The organism is Sorangium sp. So ce375, assembly GCF_051473855.1.
Classification (GTDB): Bacteria; Myxococcota_A; Polyangia; order Polyangiales; family Polyangiaceae; genus Sorangium.
On record NZ_CP150335.1, the window covers coordinates 25022 to 44338 of the forward strand.

General features: G+C 70.5%; 14 protein-coding genes. 4 read left to right on the top strand and 10 right to left on the bottom strand.

All coding sequences use genetic code 11. The annotated features are described in order from the left end of the window. Position 1 precedes the first annotated feature (1 nt). Positions 2 to 565 (top strand): hypothetical protein, encoded by a 564-nt coding sequence (locus WME90_RS00085; protein WP_437278987.1) that lies wholly within the window; start codon positions 2 to 4, stop codon positions 563 to 565. 120 nt (positions 566 to 685) lie between these two features. On the opposite strand, the gene WME90_RS00090 is transcribed toward WME90_RS00085, so the two are convergent. The 3 genes from WME90_RS00090 to WME90_RS00100 form a co-directional block, all read right to left on the bottom strand. Beyond that, entirely contained in the window at positions 686 to 2602 is a 1917-nt protein-coding gene (locus tag WME90_RS00090) for an ABC transporter ATP-binding protein (RefSeq protein WP_437278988.1), read from the bottom strand. A 29-nt stretch (positions 2603 to 2631) separates the two neighbouring features. Further along, entirely contained in the window at positions 2632 to 4317 is a 1686-nt protein-coding gene (locus WME90_RS00095) for an ABC transporter ATP-binding protein (RefSeq protein ID WP_437278989.1), read from the bottom strand. Between the two features lie 136 nt (positions 4318 to 4453). Next, positions 4454 to 5875 (bottom strand): hypothetical protein, encoded by a 1422-nt coding sequence (locus WME90_RS00100; RefSeq protein ID WP_437278990.1) that lies wholly within the window; start codon positions 5873 to 5875, stop codon positions 4454 to 4456. A gap of 377 nt (positions 5876 to 6252) precedes the next feature. Between WME90_RS00100 and WME90_RS00105 the strand changes: the two genes are divergently transcribed. Beyond that, positions 6253 to 6861, top strand: coding sequence for a zinc-ribbon domain containing protein (locus tag WME90_RS00105; RefSeq protein ID WP_437278991.1), 609 nt, complete (start codon positions 6253 to 6255; stop codon positions 6859 to 6861). Between the two features lie 223 nt (positions 6862 to 7084). On the opposite strand, the gene WME90_RS00110 is transcribed toward WME90_RS00105, so the two are convergent. From WME90_RS00110 to WME90_RS00120, 3 genes are all read right to left on the bottom strand, one after another. Beyond that, the gene (locus tag WME90_RS00110; protein WP_437278992.1) at positions 7085 to 8977 is read right to left on the bottom strand and encodes a serine/threonine-protein kinase; all 1893 of its coding nucleotides are present in this window, start codon (positions 8975 to 8977) and stop codon (positions 7085 to 7087) included. A gap of 183 nt (positions 8978 to 9160) precedes the next feature. Next, complete coding sequence (locus WME90_RS00115) at positions 9161 to 10015, bottom strand: HAD family hydrolase (protein ID WP_437278993.1); 855 nt, start codon at positions 10013 to 10015, stop codon at positions 9161 to 9163. Between the two features lie 10 nt (positions 10016 to 10025). Further along, complete coding sequence (locus WME90_RS00120; RefSeq protein WP_437278994.1) at positions 10026 to 11225, bottom strand: class I SAM-dependent rRNA methyltransferase; 1200 nt, start codon at positions 11223 to 11225, stop codon at positions 10026 to 10028. A 236-nt stretch (positions 11226 to 11461) separates the two neighbouring features. Between WME90_RS00120 and WME90_RS00125 the strand changes: the two genes are divergently transcribed. Continuing rightward, a complete protein-coding gene (locus WME90_RS00125; RefSeq protein WP_437278995.1) occupies positions 11462 to 12370 on the top strand; it encodes an outer membrane beta-barrel protein in 909 nt (302 codons plus the stop codon). Positions 12371 to 12497: 127 nt separating this feature from the next. Next, complete coding sequence (gene lnt / locus WME90_RS00130; protein ID WP_437278996.1) at positions 12498 to 14282, top strand: apolipoprotein N-acyltransferase; 1785 nt, start codon at positions 12498 to 12500, stop codon at positions 14280 to 14282. Here lnt and WME90_RS00135 read toward each other — a convergent pair. The 4 genes from WME90_RS00135 to secA all read right to left on the bottom strand — a co-directional run bounded on the left by WME90_RS00135 (position 14269) and on the right by secA (position 19092). Next, positions 14269 to 14577 (bottom strand): HU family DNA-binding protein, encoded by a 309-nt coding sequence (locus tag WME90_RS00135; RefSeq protein WP_437278997.1) that lies wholly within the window; start codon positions 14575 to 14577, stop codon positions 14269 to 14271. The two genes, lnt and WME90_RS00135, sit on opposite strands and share 14 nt — an antisense overlap. A 64-nt stretch (positions 14578 to 14641) precedes the next feature. Beyond that, the gene (gene ybeY, locus WME90_RS00140; protein ID WP_437278998.1) at positions 14642 to 15250 is read right to left on the bottom strand and encodes an rRNA maturation RNase YbeY; all 609 of its coding nucleotides are present in this window, start codon (positions 15248 to 15250) and stop codon (positions 14642 to 14644) included. Positions 15251 to 15258: 8 nt separating this feature from the next. Next, positions 15259 to 15909: a fructose-6-phosphate aldolase gene (gene fsa, locus WME90_RS00145; RefSeq protein WP_437278999.1), complete on the bottom strand. Its 651-nt coding sequence runs from the start codon at positions 15907 to 15909 to the stop codon at positions 15259 to 15261. A 147-nt stretch (positions 15910 to 16056) separates the two neighbouring features. Continuing rightward, a complete protein-coding gene (gene secA, locus WME90_RS00150) occupies positions 16057 to 19092 on the bottom strand; it encodes a preprotein translocase subunit SecA (RefSeq protein ID WP_437279000.1) in 3036 nt (1011 codons plus the stop codon). Positions 19093 to 19317 lie beyond the last annotated feature (225 nt).

Sequence of the window (19317 nt, forward strand, 5' to 3'; positions counted from 1 at the left end):
CATGAGCAGCAGGAGCGCAGGCGGGAACGCCGCGCAGCGCTTGAGATGGGCCGCCGCCTGGGTGGCGGGCGCGTCGGTCGCGCTCGCGGCGGGGTGCTCGCCGAACAGGTGCGACCGATCCGAGGAGGCGAACCCGCCGATCGAGTTCGTCGAGGCGATGCCAGAGGGAGGCATCTACGAGACTTCGGCGCCGGACGGCGAGCTCCTCTATTTCCCGGGCGGTATGCGGTACGCGCTCAAGCATCACCTCGGCGCGCGCCCGCGGTGGTGGCAGGTGTACCTGTCGTTCGAGCGCGACGGCACGAAGAGCGGCGGGACGCTGGCGCAGGCGGCTGGCAACCAGGCCGAGGTGCCCTGCGTGGACGACCAGCACCTGATCATCGTCAACGGCAGCTGCTCCGAGTACTGGCTGCGGGTGGTCGCCGGAGGCGCGATCGGCGCCGACGAGGGTGCGACGGCATCCGCCGGCGGCGCGGCCGGCGCCGACGGCGATGCGACCGGAGCCGCCGCTGGCAGGTGCTACGGCGCCGACGCCGATCCTGCCGGAGAGAGCGCGGAACCCTAGGGGCCGCGCGAGCCCGCCTGTCGGATCGTGGGCGGGCGCGGCGCGAAGCGCTCGGCCTGCCCGTCAGGCTTCGCCGCCACGTGCGCGTCGGCGTCCCGGCGCCTCGAGCGGCCTGGGATCCTACGCGTGCGCCGCGGCCTGCCGGGCGAACTGCAGCCGGTACAGCTTGCTGTAGACGCCGCCTGCAGCGAGCAGGTCCTCGTGCGTGCCCTGCTCGACGACGCAGCCCTTGTGGAAGACGACGATGCGATCGACGGCGCGGATCGTCGAGAGGCGGTGCGCGATGATCAACGCGGTGCGCCCCTGCATGGCCCCCTCGAGGGCGCGCTGGAGGCGCGCCTCGGTGTCGCTGTCGACGTTGGCCGTGGCCTCGTCCAGGATGAGGGTCGGCGGATCGCGGTAGAGCGCACGGGCGAAGGCGATCAGCTGGCGCTCGCCAGCGCTGAAATTGCCGCCGCGCTCGAGCACGGGGGCGTCGAGCCCGCCCTCGCGCCGCTCGAAGAGATCGAGCGCTCCGATGCGGTTCAGCGCGTTCACCACCTTGGCCCGATCCGGGATCGCGTCGCCTGCCGCGATGTTGGTGAGCACCGTGCCCGGGAACAGGAACACGTCCTGGGGGACGACGGCGAACTGGCGGCGCAGCTCGTCGCGAGGGTACGCGCTGACGTCGCGGCCGAAGACCCGCACGACGCCCTCGTCGACGTCGTAGAGGCGCAGCAGCAGCGACGCCACGGTGCTCTTGCCGGCGCCGGTCGCGCCGACCAGCGCGACCTTCTCGCCGCGCCTCGCCGCGATCGAGACGTGCCGCAGCACAGGCACGCCCGGCTTGTAGCCGAAGCCGACGTTGTCGAGCTCGAACGCGACGCCGTCGTCCCCGGCCCTCGCCGCGTCGCCGCCGCTCGTCGCCGACGTCGCGTCCTCGTCCTTGTTGTCGAGCAGCTCGAAGACGCGCTCCGCGCCGGCCATCGCGGACTGCAGCAGCGTGTACCGAGCCGAGAGATCGCGGATCGGGACGAAGAACATGTCGATGTAGGCGACGAAGGCGAACAAGGTCCCGAACGAGATCTCGTCCTTCAGGCTGTTCACGCCGGCGTACCAGAGCACCGCGGCGATGCAGACGCTCGAGACCATCTCGATGGCGGCGTCGAGCGTCGCGTCGAGCACGATGGATCGGTTGTTCGCGTTGCGGTACGCGGCGTTGATCTCGTCGAACTCCTCGGCCGAGCGCTCCTCCCTCGCGTAGGCCTGCACGACGGCCATGCCGGACACCTGCTCGTTGAGGTACGCGTTCATCCTGGCCGTCTTCGACCGCACCTCCCGGAAGGCGTCGCGCATCCGCCGCCGCGTCCAGTTGACGCCGAGGGCGACGGGGGGGACCGCCGCGAAGGCGAGCAACGACATGCGCCAGTCGAGCGACACCATCACCGCGACGATGACGGCGAGCCGGAGGAGATCGCCGAACGCGTTGAGCGCGCCCGACGCGAACATCTCGCCGATGGCGTCGACGTCGTTCGTCACCCGCGTGACGAGCCGGCCGACCGGCGTGCGATCGAAGAACCCGAGGCGGCGGGTGTGCAAGAAGCCGAAGACGCGCGCGCGCAGGTCGGCCATCGCGCGCGCGCCGGCGAGCTGCATCAGGTAGAGCTGCGGGAAGGCGAGCGACTGCTCCAGCAGCATGATGCCCGTGAGCAAGAAGCCGCTGCGCGTGAGGTGATCGAGCCCGCCGGGCTTGTCGAAGGCGTCGAGCGCGTCGCGCATGATGAGCGGGCGCAGCAGCGCCAGCAGCGCGGTGACCACGAGCAGCGCCAGCGACACCGCGAGGTGCTTGCCCTGCGGGCGCACGAACGGCCACAGCCTCAGCAGCATGCGCGCGTCGTACGCCTCGCCGAGCCGAGTCTCCTCGTGGAAGCGGCTCAGCACGTCCTCGGTGCGGCTCGCCTTCGTCGCCCCGCGGCCCTTGGCCGCCGCCTGCGCCGGCCGCCGCCGGCCCACGCCCGCCTCGCCCGCGGCCGAGGCGCCGCCCGATTTCGACCTCATCGCCGCGCTGTCTCCGGGAGCCGGTTGCGTCACGAGAGCCCCACCGGTTGCGAGGACGGCGACGCCTCGAAGGTCGCGAGATCCTCTTCGAGCTGCTGCTCCTCGGCGAACGACGCGTAGATACCGCCCGCGCGGACGAGCTCGTCGTGCGTGCCGCGCTCGACGACCCGGCCCTGCTCCAGCACGACGATCGCGTCACACCTCCGCGCGGCCGCTACCCTGTGGGTGATCAGGATGACGGTCCGTCGCGCGGCTTGCCGCTCGATCGCCGCGAGGATGGCCTGCTCGGTCTTCGCGTCGACGGCGGAGAGCGGATCGTCGAGGACGAGGACGTTCGGCTCGCGCACGAGCGCGCGCGCGAGCGCGACGCGCTGGCGCTGACCGCCGGACAGCTGCACGCCGCGCTCCCCGACCACGGTGTCGAAGCCGTCGGGCAGCGAGAGCACCTCGTTCAGCACCTCGGCCTCGGCGGCGGCGGCGCGGATCGTCTCGAGCGACGCGGGCGAGTCCGGGTCGTCGAGCGAGTAGCCGATGTTGCGGGCCACGGTCGTCGAGAAGAGGAACGCGTCCTGCTGCGCGTAGCCGATGCTCGCGCGCACGGTGTCGAGGGGCAGATCGCAGATGTCGACGCCGTCCAGGAACACGGCGCCGCGCGGCGTCGGCATGAGCCTGGCGAGCAGCGTGGCGATGGTGCTCTTCCCCGAGCCGGTGCGCCCGACGATGGCGAGCGAGCCGCCCGCTTCGACCTCGAAGCTCACGCCGTCGACCACCTTCCTCGCGCCGTGGGAGAACGTCAGCTCCTTGACGGAGATCGCGCCACGGACGACCTCGGGGGAGGGCAGCGGGCCGCTCACGACCTCGGGGATGGCCTCGAAGATGGTCTTGAGCCGCGCGTAGCCGGCGCGGCCGCGCTGGACGATCGCGGCGACGAAGCCGAGGGCGAGCATCGGCCAGGTGAGCCGCAGGAGCGCTAGCCAGAAGGAGACGAAGTCTCCCCTCGTCATCTTCTGCTCCAGCACGAGCTGCCCGCCGTACCAGAAGACGATGAGCACGCCGATCGAGCTGATGGCCCCCATGAGCGGACCCATGGATCCGCGCAGCCTGGCGAGCGCGAGGCTCTTCTCGAGGTACCCCTGGTTCGTGTTCGTGAACGCGGCCATCTCGGACGCCTCGAGCGCGAACGAACGCACGACCCTGACCCCCGCGAGGCTCGCGAGGACCCGGTCGCTCATGGCGCCGATCGCCTCCTGGTTGTCGCGGGTGCGGACGAAGAGCTTGGTCGAGAACGACCGGGTGACGAGCATCAGCGCGGGCATCGTCAGGATCGCCGCGAGCGTGAGCCTCTTCGAGATGTGGAGCATCACGTACAGGGCGCTCGTGAACGCGAAGATCGAGCCGACGACGTTCAGCAGGCCGAAGCCGAGGAGGAGGCGCACCTGCGTCAGATCGTTCGTCGCCCGGCTCATGATGTCGCCGGTCGGCATCTTGCGGAAGAAGGCCGGCCCGAGCTTGTGCAGGCGCGCGAGCAGGATCGCCCGGAGCTCGTACTCGACGTTGCGGCCCGCCGTGAAGATGGTGACCCGCGAGAACACGCGCATGATCGCGGCGCCCACGCTGACCGCGAGCATGACGAGCGCCGCGTGCGCGGCCTCGCTCGACTGCGCCTTCACGGCGGCGTCGACGGCGTCCTTGACCAGGAAGTCTCGCCTGGCCATGAGGAACTGCTGCGCAGCGAGCAGCGCTGCGCCCGCAAGGTAGAGCGGAAGTTTGTGACGGAACTGTCCGCCGAGACCGACAGGGTAGGTGGAGGGATCGCGCTTGACCATTGCGTGGGGGGGCGCGCGGCGACGCTCAGCGCGCCTTGCGCGGCGTCGGAGCGAGCGGCTTGCGGTGCGATGTCGAGAGCGCGGGGCGATCTCGTCCATCGATCACGAGCTCGAGATCGTCGAGCTCGAGCCTCGTCGAGAGCAGACCGAGCAGGACGCGCGCGCCTCCGCGACCGTCGAGCTCGCTCACCACGCCGATCTTGTCACCAAAGGGGCCTCGCAGCACGCGGACCCGGCTGCCCTTCTCCAGCACGCCGCCCTTCGCGGGCTCCGGCGTGATCTTCGCTGCAGGTTCCGGATCGCCGGTCGGACCGCGCTGCGCCCGCGGCGCGTGATCGGCGGAGGCCTTCTGGGGAGCCTCGGCCTTCGCTTGCTGTTCCGCTTCGCCGTGCGGCGCTCGCCGGGCCGGGGCGCTGCCCTCTCCGACGCGCTTCAGCGCTGGCCGCGGCTCACCTCCGCGGCCGGCGCCGGCGCCGGCGCTGGTCGGCGGCTTGAACAGCGTCGCCAGGGTCGGTCGGCGGGCGGGCAGGGCGGCCTCGACGCGCTCGTCGCCGCGCGCTCGCGCCTGCTCCATCGAACGCTCTCGCGCTCGGGCTTGCTCGGAGCGCCACCGCTCGTTCTCGGCCTCGATCTCGGCGTGGGCGCGCGCCCGCTCCTGCTCGATGCCCTCGAGCTTGCGGTCGAGCGCGATGCGGTCGTTCTCGCGGGACCACGCGACGAGCCGGTAGATCGGGGCGAGCGCGACGAGCGCGTCCTCGAGCTGCTCATCGAGGATGTCAGCGTGCTCGATCACCGTCTCGCGCGGGACCGCCCAGCCGATCCAGAGCGGGACCTGGCCGTCGGCGGCGCGGCGGAGCATCTCGGCGATCGCGTCCGGCGTGGCCGCGCTGCAGGCCACGCGATCGCCGCCGGCGGCGCCGAACGAGAACTGCTCCGGGAGCGCGTGGAGCGCGCTCGTGAGCTCGGCGGAGAGCGGTGAGGCCGGCGCGCCCGTCGCCTCCTCGGTCGCCGAGAGGCGAGCCCGGAGGTTGTCGACGTCCACCTTCGCGTCCGGATGGACCGCGAAGCACACCTGCACCTCGCTCTCCGAGAGGCGCAGCGCGAGGAACGCGTGCCGGGTGAAGGGGCTCGGATCGTCGATCGCGTCGGAGATCGAGCGGCCGCGGTCGAGCAGGCGATCGAGCTCGTCGCGCGCCGCCTGATCGCGCCAGAAGAAGACCCACTGGCAGTCGGCCCGGTGCTTGTTGCGGATCGAGGGGTGCTCGTCCGAGCCATGGACATCGACCGAGATGCCGAGGTCGGCGAGCCGGGCGACGACGCCGCGCGCCCAGGCGAGCGCGCGCTGCTTCACCTCGAGGCGGGGGCGTGAGTAGGCCTTCGAGGTCGCTTTTTCGGCGGCGTACGCGTCGAAGTCACGAGCGGTGAGGTGCAGGGAGGGATGGCTCATTGCTTCGACTGGTTGCGATGCGCGGCGTGGGCGGATGCTGCTCGTGGTCCGTCACGGAAGGAGCTGCCCTCCGCGTGAAAGTCGCGCGGATGGTATCGTGAGGAGCTTCGAAATCAAAGCTCCCCGCCGCGTGATCGATCCGGGCGTTGCGTGGAGGCGGCACGCTTGACCGCCCTGACAAGCATGTCACCGTAGGCACTCCCGTGCCCCATCAAGAGGGCGATCCCACCGATATCACGTAAAACCCCGCGTAAATCGCGCTTCTCCAGCGCAGCGGGGCAGCTCCCGGGCGCTCCAGTCACCCGAGTCACCCATGTTGCCCGAGTCACCCGAGCCCGTGAGCCTGCGAGGCCCGTCGGCCTGATGAAAGAGGAATCATGGAACAGCATCGAGACGAGCACATTGTCTGCGCGAGCTGCGGCACGTCGTTCCTATTCTCGGCTGCCGAAGCTGCCGTCTACGCCGAACGGAAGCTCGCGGCCCCGCCGAAGCGGTGCAAGACCTGCCGCCGTGCGCGCAAGGACAATCGAGGGGAGCGCGAGGGCGGGTCGTCGCCCCGCGCAGCGGAGCGCCAGCGCCCTGGGCCGCCCCGGGGGACCGGGGGACATCGCGGCCTGGCGCGCGGCGACGGCTCGCCTCGGAAGCCTCGCTACACGGGCGACGTGAACGAGTACCGCAGCCCGATGCAGGACGCGTACTCGGGGCTGACGCCGACATGGGCGGCGCCGAGCCACTACCCGCAGCGTCCGCGCGGCGGCGCGCCCTTCCGAGATGATGGCAACTACCGCGCCCCCTCGTTCGCCGGTGAGCGCCGCGCTGCTCCGCCGAGCCGCAGCGCAGCCCAGCAGCCTCGCGCGCCGCGCACTCGTCCGACGTTCTCGATCACCTGCAAGTCGTGCGGCTCCGAGGGCGAAGTCCCGTTCAAGCCGGTCGAAGGCCGCGACGTGTTCTGCCAGGCGTGCTACCGCGCGCGCAAGCCTTCCTGAGGGACACCTCCAGCGACCCGCAGCCACCGCGCTGCGGCGCATCGTCGAGCGCCGGCCGCATGTCGTGCGGCCGGCGCCGCGCGGCCGCGGAGCGGACCCGCGTCACGAGCAGCGCTCGAAGATCACGAGCCACGGGCGGCGCTCGAAGAGCACGAGGTTCACCGCCCCGTCTTCCGCTTCCGAGCGCACGGAAGCGAGCTGGAAGGGTCGCTTCCGTGCAGCGCTAGAGGCTAATCTCGCAGGCGAGCTCCGAGGTGAAGCCGAGCTCGCCGAGCGTGATCGTGACCTTCACGCCGCCGCCGGACGCGCGTCGCGCCGTCTCCTCGACCATCCCCACGACCCACAGCCGGAGCGGCAGCGAGGCAGGGTCGAAGTCGCCGATGTGGAGCGTGACCCGCCCCGTCGGTCCAGTCGCCACGCGCCACGAGCCGAACGTGAAGAGCCGCGACCAGATCGATGTCCCGCGGCGCATGAGCGACGCGATGTCGGTCAGCGGGCGGGCGAACAGCGTGCGCACGAGGCTGTGCAGCTCGCCGCCGACGCCGAGCCTGCCGATGTCGCGCCATCGCTCGAGATCGCGCAGGACGAGCGACGTCGCGAGCTCCATGTAGGCGTCGAGCGCCTCGAGCTCGTACCCGACGAGCGCGTTGATCGAGTCGTGCTTGAAATCGTCGGCGTAGCGGAGCGGCATCTGCGAGACGACCTCGTCGCGCGCGCTCCTCCCGTACTCGTCGACGATGGTGCGATCGACGCTCCGCAGCACCGGGCCGCGCACCTGGTACTGCCCCGCGAAGCGCGCCGGCAGCGGGCGGACCGGGGTGACGTTCGGCCGCCGCGTGTCGCGCTGCCGGTTCATCAGGGCGCCGAAGTCGGCGCTGCGCACGGTCGGCTCGGCGCGGATGCCGAGGTCGGCGCTGCGCACGGTGGGCAGCGACTCGCCGCGCTGCGAGAGCATCGTGGGCTCCGAGCCGCGGTTCCGCAGCGCGTTCGAGAGCGTCGCTCCGGGCGCGGGCCTCGCCGGCTCCGAGGACGGCCGCATGCCGGGCGGCGCCTCGGTGACGCGCGCGCCCGGCACGATCGACGGCGAGAGGCGCATCGGCGGCGGGGGGCTCACCTCGAAGCCCGTGCCCGGGCGCGATCGATCGCGTGAGGACGAGAGGCGATCGCGCTCGTTCTCGGGAACGTTCCCCAGGCTCAGGGCCATCCGCCGCTGCACGTTGATCAGCCTGCCGAGCGCCGTCGTCCGCCGCGGCGGATCGGGCGCGACGCGCTCGAGCTCGCGGACGACGTCGCCGGCCGTCTGGAAGCGCTTCGCGGGATCCTTCTGCAAGAGCCGCTGCACGATCGCCTCGAGCCGCGGGTCGACGGTCACGCCCGCCGAGGCGAGCGTGGGCACCTCGGCGTGCACGACGCGGAACGCGGTCGCCACGGCGGTCGGCGCGCGGAACGGCCGCGTGCCCGTGAGCACCTCGTAGAGCAGCACGCCCACCGAGAAGAGATCGCTCCGCCCGTCGAGCGGCGACTCCCCCGTGGCTTGCTCGGGCGACAGGTAGTCGGGCGTTCCGAACACGACGCCCGTGCGCGTCCGCGGCGAGGGACCATCGGAGTCGAGCACCTTGGCGATGCCGAAGTCGAGCAGGCGGACCACGGCCGAGCCGCGGCTCGGATCGAAGGCGATGAAGATGTTCTCGGGCTTGAGATCGCGGTGGATGATCCCCGCTCGGTGCGCGGCGTCGAGCGCCTCGAGCACCGGGATCGCGACGCCGACGGCGGCCTCCATGTCGAGGCGGCCGAAGCGCGCGAGCGCCATGCCGAGCGACTCGCCGTCGAGGTGCTCCATCACGATGTACGGACCGAGCTCGCCGACGCCGGCGTCGATCACGTCGACGATGTTCGGGTGGCGGATCCGGTTGACCGCCTGCGCTTCCTGGAAGAACCGGTGAGAGAGCTCCGAGTTGTCCGCCAGCTCTGGGTGGAGGAATTTGATCGCAACGGCGCGACCTGCGAGCACGTGCTCCGCCCGGAACACGTCGCCCATGCCGCCCCCGCCGATGCGCTCCGCGAGGCGGTACTTGTTGTCGACGAGGAGGCCGGGGGTCGGGGGTCGAAACGCCATCTGCTGCCGCTGGCGGGCGAGGGACCAAGGTCATGGTCCCCGAGAACACGCGCCCCTGTAAAGGGTTGGGAGGCACGGCCCTCCCGAAAGCCCGATCCTATTCCTTCGGTGCTCCCTGCGGCTAGGTTACCTGCGTCAGGTGTGGGGCGGATCGCAGCGCGAGGCGACTTGCGCGCGGCGAGATCACGGCTCGGGTGCATTCTTCCGCAGTTCGGCGATCCGCTGGGCGATCTCCGCGAACCCGCGGCCCATGGGAAGGGACGCCACGAACTGGGGCGGGACGGACAGCTTTCCGAGGTGGGCGCGCACGTTGGCTACCCCGAAAGTCAGCGCAAATGCGGCGAAGGCGACGCCATCGTTGCCGCTGTCGCCCACGAAGGCGTAGCGGTGCCGCGCCCGGGTGGGATCCTCACCGAATCGGGCCGAGAGCAAGCGCACGATCCCCGTGGCCTTGTCGGACGGGTCGCGCGTGAGGTGGAGGTGGACGCTCGAGAGCAGCGTCCTCACCCCCCGCTCGCGCAGCGCGGCGCGCATCTCCTGCACGTCCTCCGGCGGGACATGCCGATGTTCTCCGATGTCGATGGTAACGTCGGTCACCCTCTGCTCGTTGTCGTCCGCGAGCGCTGCCGCCGGAAAACGACGCACCATGTCATTCGCGAGCGTGACGAGCTCGGCCCGACGGGCTCGCCGCGCGTCGCGGTCAAGGCCGTCGATCGTGACGACGCGGCTTGCGCCGGAGCGCGTGGCGTGCCCTCGTCGATGGCCGGCGACGTCGCCTTCCTGCTCACGGACCAGCGCGACCGCTCCGTTCTCGACGATCGTCGCGTCGATCGGCCATTGCCGCTGGATCACCTCTCCCCAGCCGGCGGGCCTGCCGGTGCAGGCGATCAGCGCGAGCCCTGTCTCGCGCAGACGGAAGAGCGCCCCGTACGCGGCCTCGGTGAGGGCGCCGTGATCCAGCACGGTGTCGTCGAGGTCGAAGATCACCCCGCCGAGGGCGCGCGCGGCGTCGGGAGCGAGAAGGGAGAGCGGCTTCATCGGGCGATCGTCAGAGCGCGTCGATGCGCGCGATGAGGCTCTTCAGGTAGAGCCCTTCGGGGAAGGCGGCCGGGACGGGGTGATCCCCTCCCTGGAAGTGCCGGTCGAACACCGCGGCCTGCATGCGCGCGTCGCGCGCGCCGAGCGCGAGCACCCGCGTCAGATCGTCGAGGCTGACGGCGCTGGAGCAGGAGCAGAGCACGAGGATGCCCCCCGGGCGCGTGGCGCGGCACGCCCCGGCCGCGAGGCGCCGGTACGCCGTGAGCGCGGTGTCCTTGGACGCGCGCGTGTTCGCGAGCTTCGGAGGGTCGCAGATGACGAGGTCGAAGCCCCCCTGCCTCGACGCGTTCTGCAGCGCCTTGCGCGCGTCGTCGCGCGTGAAGTTGATCCGGTCGAGGAGCCCGTTCTCCCGCGCGCACTCCGCCCCGACCTCGATCGCCGTCGCGCTCTCGTCGATCGCGAGGACCTCGCTCGCCCCGCCGCGGGCCGCCGCCATGGCGAACGTGCCGACGAAGCAGAACGCATCGAGCACGCGCCGGTTGTGGGCGAGCTGCTCGACGCGGGTCCGCAGCGTCCGCTGGTCCAGGTAGAACCCGGTCTTGTGGCCGAGCGCGAGCGGGATCGCGTACCGCAGCCCTCGCTCGACGAACCGGAGCTGATCGAGCCCGAGATCGCCGCGCACCACGCCGGCGTCGGCGGTGAACCCCTCGAGCTTCGCCAGCGATTCCGGGGTCCTGTCCACGATCGCGCGGGGCGAGAGCGCCGCCTGGAGCGCGTCGAAGATCACCCCTTCGCGGCGCTTGATCCCGATCGTCCCGAGCTGCACGACCACCACGTCGCCGAACAGATCGACGATGAGCCCCGGCAGGCCGTCCCCCTCCGCGTGGATCAGCCGGAAGGCGTCGGTCTCGTGGCCGGGCGCCCGCGCGGGCAGGCCGAGCTCGCGGCGGTGCGCGATGGCGCGCTCGATCCGGTGCCGGAACAGCGCCGCGTCGATCGGCCTGTCCTCGCGCGTGTACATGCGCACCGGGATGGCCGAGCGCGGGGTGTAGAGCCCGCGCCCGAGCACGCTGCCGTAGGGATCGGTGACGACGACCTCGTCCCCGGCCACCGCGCCGCCCTCGATGCGCGCGATCGCCTGAGCGAACACCCAGGGATGCCCCGACCATACCGGCCGAACATGGCCCTGCTTCAACGTAACCGTAGGCATGATGGAATCCGATCGGTCTCGATGTTGGCAGGGCTCCCGACCGGGGCTACCGCGCCGTGACCTTTGCCGTGGGAGCTAGTACCCTGCGGAACGGCGCGCGTGTGAACCTTCCGCCACAGCGCGCCGTGGCGGCCGATGCACGCCGGCGTGCTGCGTGGCCATGGTGACGACGATCCCGCAAGATGGTCGATGGCATCCCGGTTGCTAACTTCCCTGCACCGAAGAGGAGTCGCCCGATGCGCCGTTGCTTGACCCATGCCCTTGTTGCGGTGGCGATGACCGCGCCGATGAGCGCGTTCGCGCAGGAGAACAACAACTGTCCTCCCGGCGCGTGGTTCTGCGAGGAAGTGGAGCCGCCTCGCGGGCCCACCGCGGAACCGCCGCCCGATGCTCCTGCCGAGGCCGCGCCCGCCGAGGTGCTGCCTCCCCCGCCCAGAGGGGCGGCCCGTCCGGCCCCGCCGCCCGTCGTCGTCTACGAGACCTCGCCCTCGGGCCCGCCTCCGCAGGTGATCGTCGTGACGCCTGGGGCGGCCCCTCCGCCGCGCGTGATCGTGCGCCGCGTGGCGCCCCCGGCGCCGCCGCCGCCGGCGAAGCGGCGCTGGCGGCGCCACTGGGGGATCAACCTCCGCATGGAGGGCGCCATGATGGGGCGCGAGCACGGCGGAGCGGAGGACGCCGGCATGGGAGGCGTCGGGATCAGCCTGCGTTACCGGCCTGTCCCGGCGTTCGCGATCGACGCTGGCGCCGACTTCCTCGCGGGCACGGACTACAACGGCGACCAGCGGACCGAGGTGCCGCTCTCGCTGAGCGGGATGCTGTTCGTCAACCCGCGCAGCCGCACCCAGTTCTACTTCATGGGCGGCCTGAACATCGCGCACGCCGAGGTCGATCGATCCTCGAGCGCGGCCGCCTCCAGCGCCGAGTTCGTTCCGGACACGGAGTACGACTATTTCGGCGCGCACGGCGGCATCGGCCTCGAGTTCCGGCTTTCCCCTCGCATCGCCCTGAACGTCGACGCGCTCGGCTTCGTGCGCAGCCGTACGGACGATGGGCTCGTTCCCGAGTACACGGATCCCCACACCGGCCGCACGACCAACACGTCGGGCGGGGGGCTCTTCCGCGGCGGGCTCAGCATTTACTGGTGAGCGGCTCGTCATAGCCTCCCTGTCCGCCCTGACCGGGCGGTGCCCGCGTACGTTTTGCTCTCCTCCACGCTGTCTTCGCGGTCGCGGTCGCGGTCCGTGCCGCCTTCACGCGGTATAACGCCGCATCGTGCCCAAGGCCTCGATCCTGCGCGCGTTCCGTAGCCGCGCCCCGCTGATCCTCTCCCTCGCTGGCGGCGCGACGTTCGCCCTCACGGCGCCGCCCACGGACTTGGTTCCCGCCGTCATCGTTGGCCTCGCCCTGCTGGCGGCCGCCGTCCACGACGCCCCGACGGTCTGGCGCGCCTTCGGGCGCGGCGCTGTCTGGGGGACGGCGGCGGGCATCGTGGGCCTGCGCTTCGTGCCGGAGGTCATCCAGCGGTTCACGCCGCTCGGCTCGGCCGCCTCGTACCTGGCGCTGGTGCTCCTCGCGGCCGCCCAGTCGCTGGTCTGGGCGGTCTGCGGCGGCATCACGAGCGCGCTCCTCCGGCGCCTGCGCGCGCCCCTCGAGCTCGCCTTCGCGACCGGCGTGTTCGCCGCCGTGGCCATCCCGACCGTCTTCGGCTGGACGCCGGCGGGTCTCATGAGCCCCTGGCCAGCGCTCGTGCAGCTCGCCGATCTCATCGGCGAGCGGGGGGTCTCGGTGCTGTTCGCCGTCGGGGCGGCCCTGCTCGCCCGCGCCGGCCTGGCCGCCTCGGGCCGGGCGCCGGGCGGGCGGCCGCTCGAGCTCGTGCCCGCGGCGCCCGGGCAGGAACCGCGGTCCGCCCGGTTCCGGTCGTCCCGCGCGATCCTCTACCCGGCGCTCTCGAGCGCCGCGCTGTTCGGGCTGCTCGCGGTTCACGGTGTGCTGCGGATGGCTGCGGTGGAGCGCGCGAGCGCCGGCTTGCCGACGGCGCAGATCGCGCTCGTCAACCAGGCGGTCGGGCCTCACGAGCGCTGGCAGGCGAAGAACCATCCGCGGATCCTGCGAACCCTGCACGAGCTCACCCGGGAGGCCGAGGCCGGCGGCGCCGAGCTCACCCTCTGGCCCGAGGCGGCATATCCTTACCCCCTCTCGCACAGCGCCCGGCAGGCGCCGCGCGGCGGTCGAGCGATCCTGGGGCCTGGCATCCGCGGTCCGATCCTCGCCGGGCTCATCACCCAGGCGCCGCCCGTGAAGGCCGCCGACGGCGTCGAGGAACGGAACAGCTACAACTCCGCGACCCTCGTGCTCCCGGATGGGAGCATGCAGCCGACGCAGGACAAGCTGCAGCTGCTCTGGTTCGGCGAGACGGTCCCGGGTGGCGCGTACCTGCCCTGGCTGCGGCGGATCTTCCAGAAGAGCGGTGGGCTCATCCCGGGCGCGGAGCCGCGCGCCCTCACGTTGCCCCGAGAGCACGGGCCCGCGCTCCGGATCGGGGTGCTCAACTGTTACGAGGATACGCTGACCGGGGTCGGGCGGTGGATCACCGGGACGCTCACCCCGAACCTCCTCGTCAACATCACGAACGACGCGTGGTTCACCGGGAGCGCCGAGCCCGAGCTGCACGCGAGGCTCGCGGTCATGCGCGCCATCGAGCTGCGCCGCGATCTCGTGCGCGCGGTGAACCTCGGCGTCGTGTCATGGATCGACGCCCGAGGCGTGGTGCGCAGCCGCGACGAGAGCGCTGCGCCAGGGGTGACCTTTGCGACCCCCTCGATCAGGGACACGCCGCTGACGCCCTACACGCGCCTGGGCGACGCCCCGATGGCGTCGCTGCTCGCCTTTGCGAGCATCGGCTGTGCGCTCCGCGCGCGACGCTTCACGACGAAGGCTTCACGACGAGGCCGGAGCGTCAGCTCTGGGGCGCGACCGCCCCCAGGGCCCCCGGAGCTCGCGTCGCCCGATGTGGCGACGCAAGCTGCGGCCACGGACGCGCCGCTCAGCCGTCCTTGAGCGCCTTGACGGGCGCCGCGCGGAGCTTGCGGCTCGCCGGCTTGCCCTTGATGGTCATCGGCTGCTTCGTGAACGGATTGATGCCTTCCCGGTCCTGCGTGGCCGGGATCTCCTTCGCCTTGATCTTCACAAGGCCCGGCACCGTGACCTCGCCCGGCCCCTCCGGACCGAGCTCTTTCTTCACCAGGTCGCCGAGCGCATCGAGCACGCTGGCCACGGACTTCTTGTCGAGGTGGGTGGCCTCGGCAAGACCGACGATCATTTGCGCCTTGGTCAGCTTGTTCGAACCGGGCATGTCTCCTCCAAGTCGAAAGGGGGCGTCCGTTTAACAAGCGAGGTTTCCCATCGCAAGCGATAACTCATCGCGCCCCCGTCTTCTGTGGCTTCGCAGTGCTGCGACGCGGTTTTGTTACAGTGATACTGTTGCTTCTTGATGTCGCCGCGACCTCGAGCTCCCGGGTCAGGTCCGTCATTTCCCGCTCTTCTGCGTCGGTCTTGTGGTCGTAGCCGAGCAGGTGGAGCAGGCCGTGCCCGAGGAGCATCGTGATCTCGTCGAGCAGAGGGCGGCTGCGCTCGGCGGCTTGTCGCGAGGCCGTGTCGATCGAGACGATCACGTCGCCGAGCAGACCTTGCCATAACGACGGATCCAGGGGACCTCGCCGGCCGCGCTTGCGCGAGTCGGCTCCGTTCTGGTCGAGCATCGGGAACGCGAGCACGTCGGTCGGCTTGTCCTTGCGCCGGTAGCTTCGGTTGAGCTCGTGGATCGCCTCATCGTTGACCAGCGCCACCGAGAGCTCCACGCCCTGCAACGCGAGGTGGGCGAGCATCTTGCTCGCCCGCCGGCGCACGACCGCCGTCGATACTCCCTTGAAGGGCCCTCCCTGCGTCGTGACGGACACGACCGCGGGGGTCGCCGGGCGGCCCCCGCGGCGCTTCGTCCCTGAGCTCTCGTTGTGCTTCTCTGTCACGGGATTCGCTATACCAGCTCGGGGATCTTCTTCGCATCCGCCAAGAACTGCGCGAGCCCGACGTCGGTGAGCGGGTGCTTGATCAGCTGCTTGATGACCTTGAGCGGCATCGTCGCGGCGTGCGAGCCGATCATGGCGGCCTGCACGAAGTGGACGGGGTGCCGCACGCTCGCGGTGAGCACCTGCGTCGAGAAGCCGTAGTTCCTGAAGATGGTCACGACCTGCAGGACGAGATCCATCCCGTCCCCCGCGGCGTCGTCGACGCGGCCGACGAAGGGCGAGACGTACGTGGCCCCAGCCTTGGCCGCGAGCAGCGCCTGGGCGGCGGAGAAGCAGAGGGTGACGTTCGTCTTGATGCCCTCGGAGGCGAAGATCCGGGCGGCCTTGAGCCCCTCGTCGATGAGCGGCACCTTGACCACCACGTTCCGGTGAATCTTCGCGAGCTCGCGACCCTCGCGGAGGATCGCGTCCTTCTCGACGGCCACCACCTCGGCCGAGACGGGGCCGTCGACCACCTCGCAGATCTCCGCGATCGCCTGCTTCGTCGGCTTGCCCGCCTTGGCGAGGAGCGACGGGTTGGTCGTGACGCCGTCGATGACCCCCATCGACTGCGCTTCCTTGATTTCCGCGATATCCCCTGAATCGATGAACACCTTCATGGGCCTGCCTCCGCGAGCCGATGAATCGGCCCTTCGGCGGTGTTCATGCTGGGGTCAGATACAGAGGAGCAAGGGCCTGGCAGGGGCCCTCGCCACTGCGTTTTTTAGCGGGATAGCTGCCAGGCGGAGCGGGCAAGGGACGCCGGCTCAGGCCGTCGCCTCGTCCTCGACGCCATGGCACTTGTTGAACGGCTTGCCGCTGCCGCAGGGGCACTCCTGCTCCTGCGTGACGGCCGGCTGCGGGAGCGCCGGAGCGGGGTTCGCGCCGATCGGGAGGGACTCGTCGTGCTGCGCGACCGCGTCGAGCAGCGCCGCTGCGTGACGCTCGCGATCCGCCGCTTCGATCTGCGCCTCTTCCTGCTCAGCGCGCCTGACGTTCACGCTGAAGAGCTTCGTGACCACGTTCGAGGAGACGCGGGCCACCATGTTGACGAACATGTTGTAGCCCTCCTTCTTGTACTCCTGCTTCGGATCCTTTTGCCCGTAGCCGCGCAGGCCGATGCCGTCGCGGAGGTGGTCCATGTCGGTCAGGTGATCGACCCAGGCCTTGTCGAGCTCCTCCAGGTAGAGGTGGCGGAAGATGCGCAGCGACAGCTCGACCCCGATCTCCTCCTCGCGCTTCTCGTACGCCTTCTCGGCGCGCTCGTAGAGCTCCCGCGCCAGCGTCTCCTGGTCGCCGATGTGCGCGATGTCGTCCGGCAGCTCGACGCCGAAGTGCTCGCGGAAGCCCTGGAAGATGCCGCCCCAGTCCCAGTCCTCCGGCGGCTTGCGGGCCGGGCACGACTCCTCGACCATCGCGCCGATGATCCGGTCCATCAGATCGAGCAGCCGCTCGCGCTGCTCGGTGAGCGCCTGGGGCACGAGCTCGGAGCACTCGTCGTAGATCTCGACGACCTTGTCGGCGCGCGGCTCGAGCTCGATCTTCACGCCCCAGCGCGTGTAGATCTCGCGCTGCATGTTCTCGAGCTCGACGAACCGCTCCGTCGCCTCGAAGTCCTTTCGCACGATCTCGCGCCGGTTGCCGTCCGCGTCGAGCGGCATCACCGGGTCGTTCGCGAACATCCCGAGCAGGTAGCCGACGTCCGGCCGGACCATGTCCGCGATGGACGCGAGCGGCTTGATCGTCCGCTTCTCGCCCGTCGGCTTCCCCTCCTCATCGAGGATCTCGGGATAGTAACGGCCGACGAGCAGCGACTGGCGCATGTCGTAGATCGTCTTGCGCTGCGCGCTCATCACGTCGTCGTACTCGAGCAGGTTCTTGCGGATGTCGAAGTTGCGCTCCTCGACCTTCTTCTGCGCGTTCTCGACGCTCTTCGTCACCCACGGGTGCTCGATGGGCTCGTCGTCGGGCATGCCCATCCGCTCCATCAGGTTCTTCACCCGATCCCCGGCGAAGATGCGCATGAGGTCGTCCTCGAGGGACAGGTAGAACTTCGACGTCCCGGGGTCGCCCTGGCGGCCGGCGCGGCCGCGCAGCTGGTTGTCGATGCGGCGCGACTCGTGCCGCTCGGTGCCCAGGATGTACAGCCCGCCGATCTCGCGCACCTCGTTGCCCTCGGCGGAGCACTCCTTCTTGAGCTCGTCGACCAGGGCCTCGAACGCCTCGGGCTCCGCCTCGGGCTGGCGGTTCTGCTCCTTGAACTTGAGCTTGGCGAGCATCTCCGCGTTGCCGCCCAGGATGATGTCCGTCCCGCGACCCGCCATGTTGGTCGACACCGTGATGGCCCCTTTGCGGCCCGCCTGCGCGACCACGTAGGCCTCGTTCTCATGGTGCTTGGCGTTCAGCACGTTGTGCTTCACGCCCCGCTTCGTCAGGATCCGGCTGATCGCGGTGCTCTTCTCGACGCTCGTCGTGCCCACGAGGATCGGCTGGCCGAGCTCGTGCTTCTCGAGGATCTCGTTGATGACCGCGGTGAACTTCTCCTTCTCGGTCTTGTAGACGAGATCCTCGTAGTCGACGCGGACCACCGGCTTGTTCGTGGGGATGATGACGCAGTCGAGCTTGTACGTGCTGTGGAACTCCGCCGCTTCCGTGTCCGCGGTGCCGGTCATCCCGGACAGCTTCTTGTACAGCCGGAAGAGGTTCTGGAAGGTGATCGTCGCCATCGTCCGGCTCTCCTCCTGGATCCGGACGTTCTCCTTCGCCTCGACGGCCTGGTGCAGGCCGTCCGACCACCGACGGCCCGCGAGGACTCGGCCGGTGAACTCATCGATGATGAGCACCTTGCCGTCGCGTACCATGTAGTTGACATCGCGCTTGTAGAGCGTGTGCGCGCGCAAGCACTGGTTCAGGATGTGCAGCGTCTCGAGGTTCACCGGATCATAGAGGTTCGTGCCCTTGAGAGCCTGGAGCCCGGCGAGCAGCCGCTCCGCCGTCTCCACCCCCTCGTCGGTCAGCGTCACCGAGTGCGCCTTCTCGTCGACGGCGTAATGCTCCTCGTTCCGGAGCTGCGGGATGACCTCGTTGATCGTGCGGTACTTATCGCTCGAGCGCTCCCCCTGACCGCTGATGATGAGCGGAGTCCGCGCCTCGTCGATGAGGATGGAGTCGACCTCGTCGACGATCGCATAGTGGAGCGGGCGCTGCGCGTACTCGAGCGCCGAGAACTTCATGTTGTCGCGCAGGTAGTCGAAGCCGAACTCGTTGTTCTGGCCGTACGTGATGTCGCAGCGGTACGCGTCGCGCTTCTCGGCGTCGCCCTGCTGGTTGACGACCACGCCCGTCGACAGGCCGAGGAAGCCGTACAGCTTGCCCATCCACTCGGCGTCGCGCCGCGCCAGGTAATCGTTCACCGTGACGACGTGGACGCCCTTGCCCTCGAGGGCGTTCAGGTAGCAGGGGAGCGTCGCGACCAGGGTCTTGCCCTCGCCGGTGCGCATCTCGGCGATGCAGCCGTTGTGGAGCACCATGCCGCCGATGAGCTGCACGTCGTAATGGCGCATCTTGAGCGCGCGCCGTGACGCCTCGCGGCAGACCGCGAACGCGGGGACCAGGATGTCGTCCAGCGTCGCCCCGTTGGCGAGCTTCTCCTTGAACTCCGCCGTCTTTGCTCGGAGCTGGGCGTCCGAGAGCTTCTGCAGCTCCGGCTCCATCCTGCCGATCGCCTCGACCCGGGGTCGCATGCGGCGGATGGCACGCTCGTGCGAGGTGCCGAAAATCTTCTTCATCGCCCAAGTGAACATCTTTACGTGCCTTGGCTCCGCGGCGGTCGGGTGGAAGGAGAGGGTCCGGTCGAGGAACGCGAACGTAGTCGCGCCGCGGGCGTCGCGCAATTCCGGGACCACGCGCGGGGTCGACAACGTCGACAACGCCGCCGACGCGAAACGCCGCCGACGCGATCCGCCCGAGGCTCCGCGGCCCGCGACCCGTCGTGCCCTCGTCGCCGAGCCCGGGGGAGCCGCGCGCGG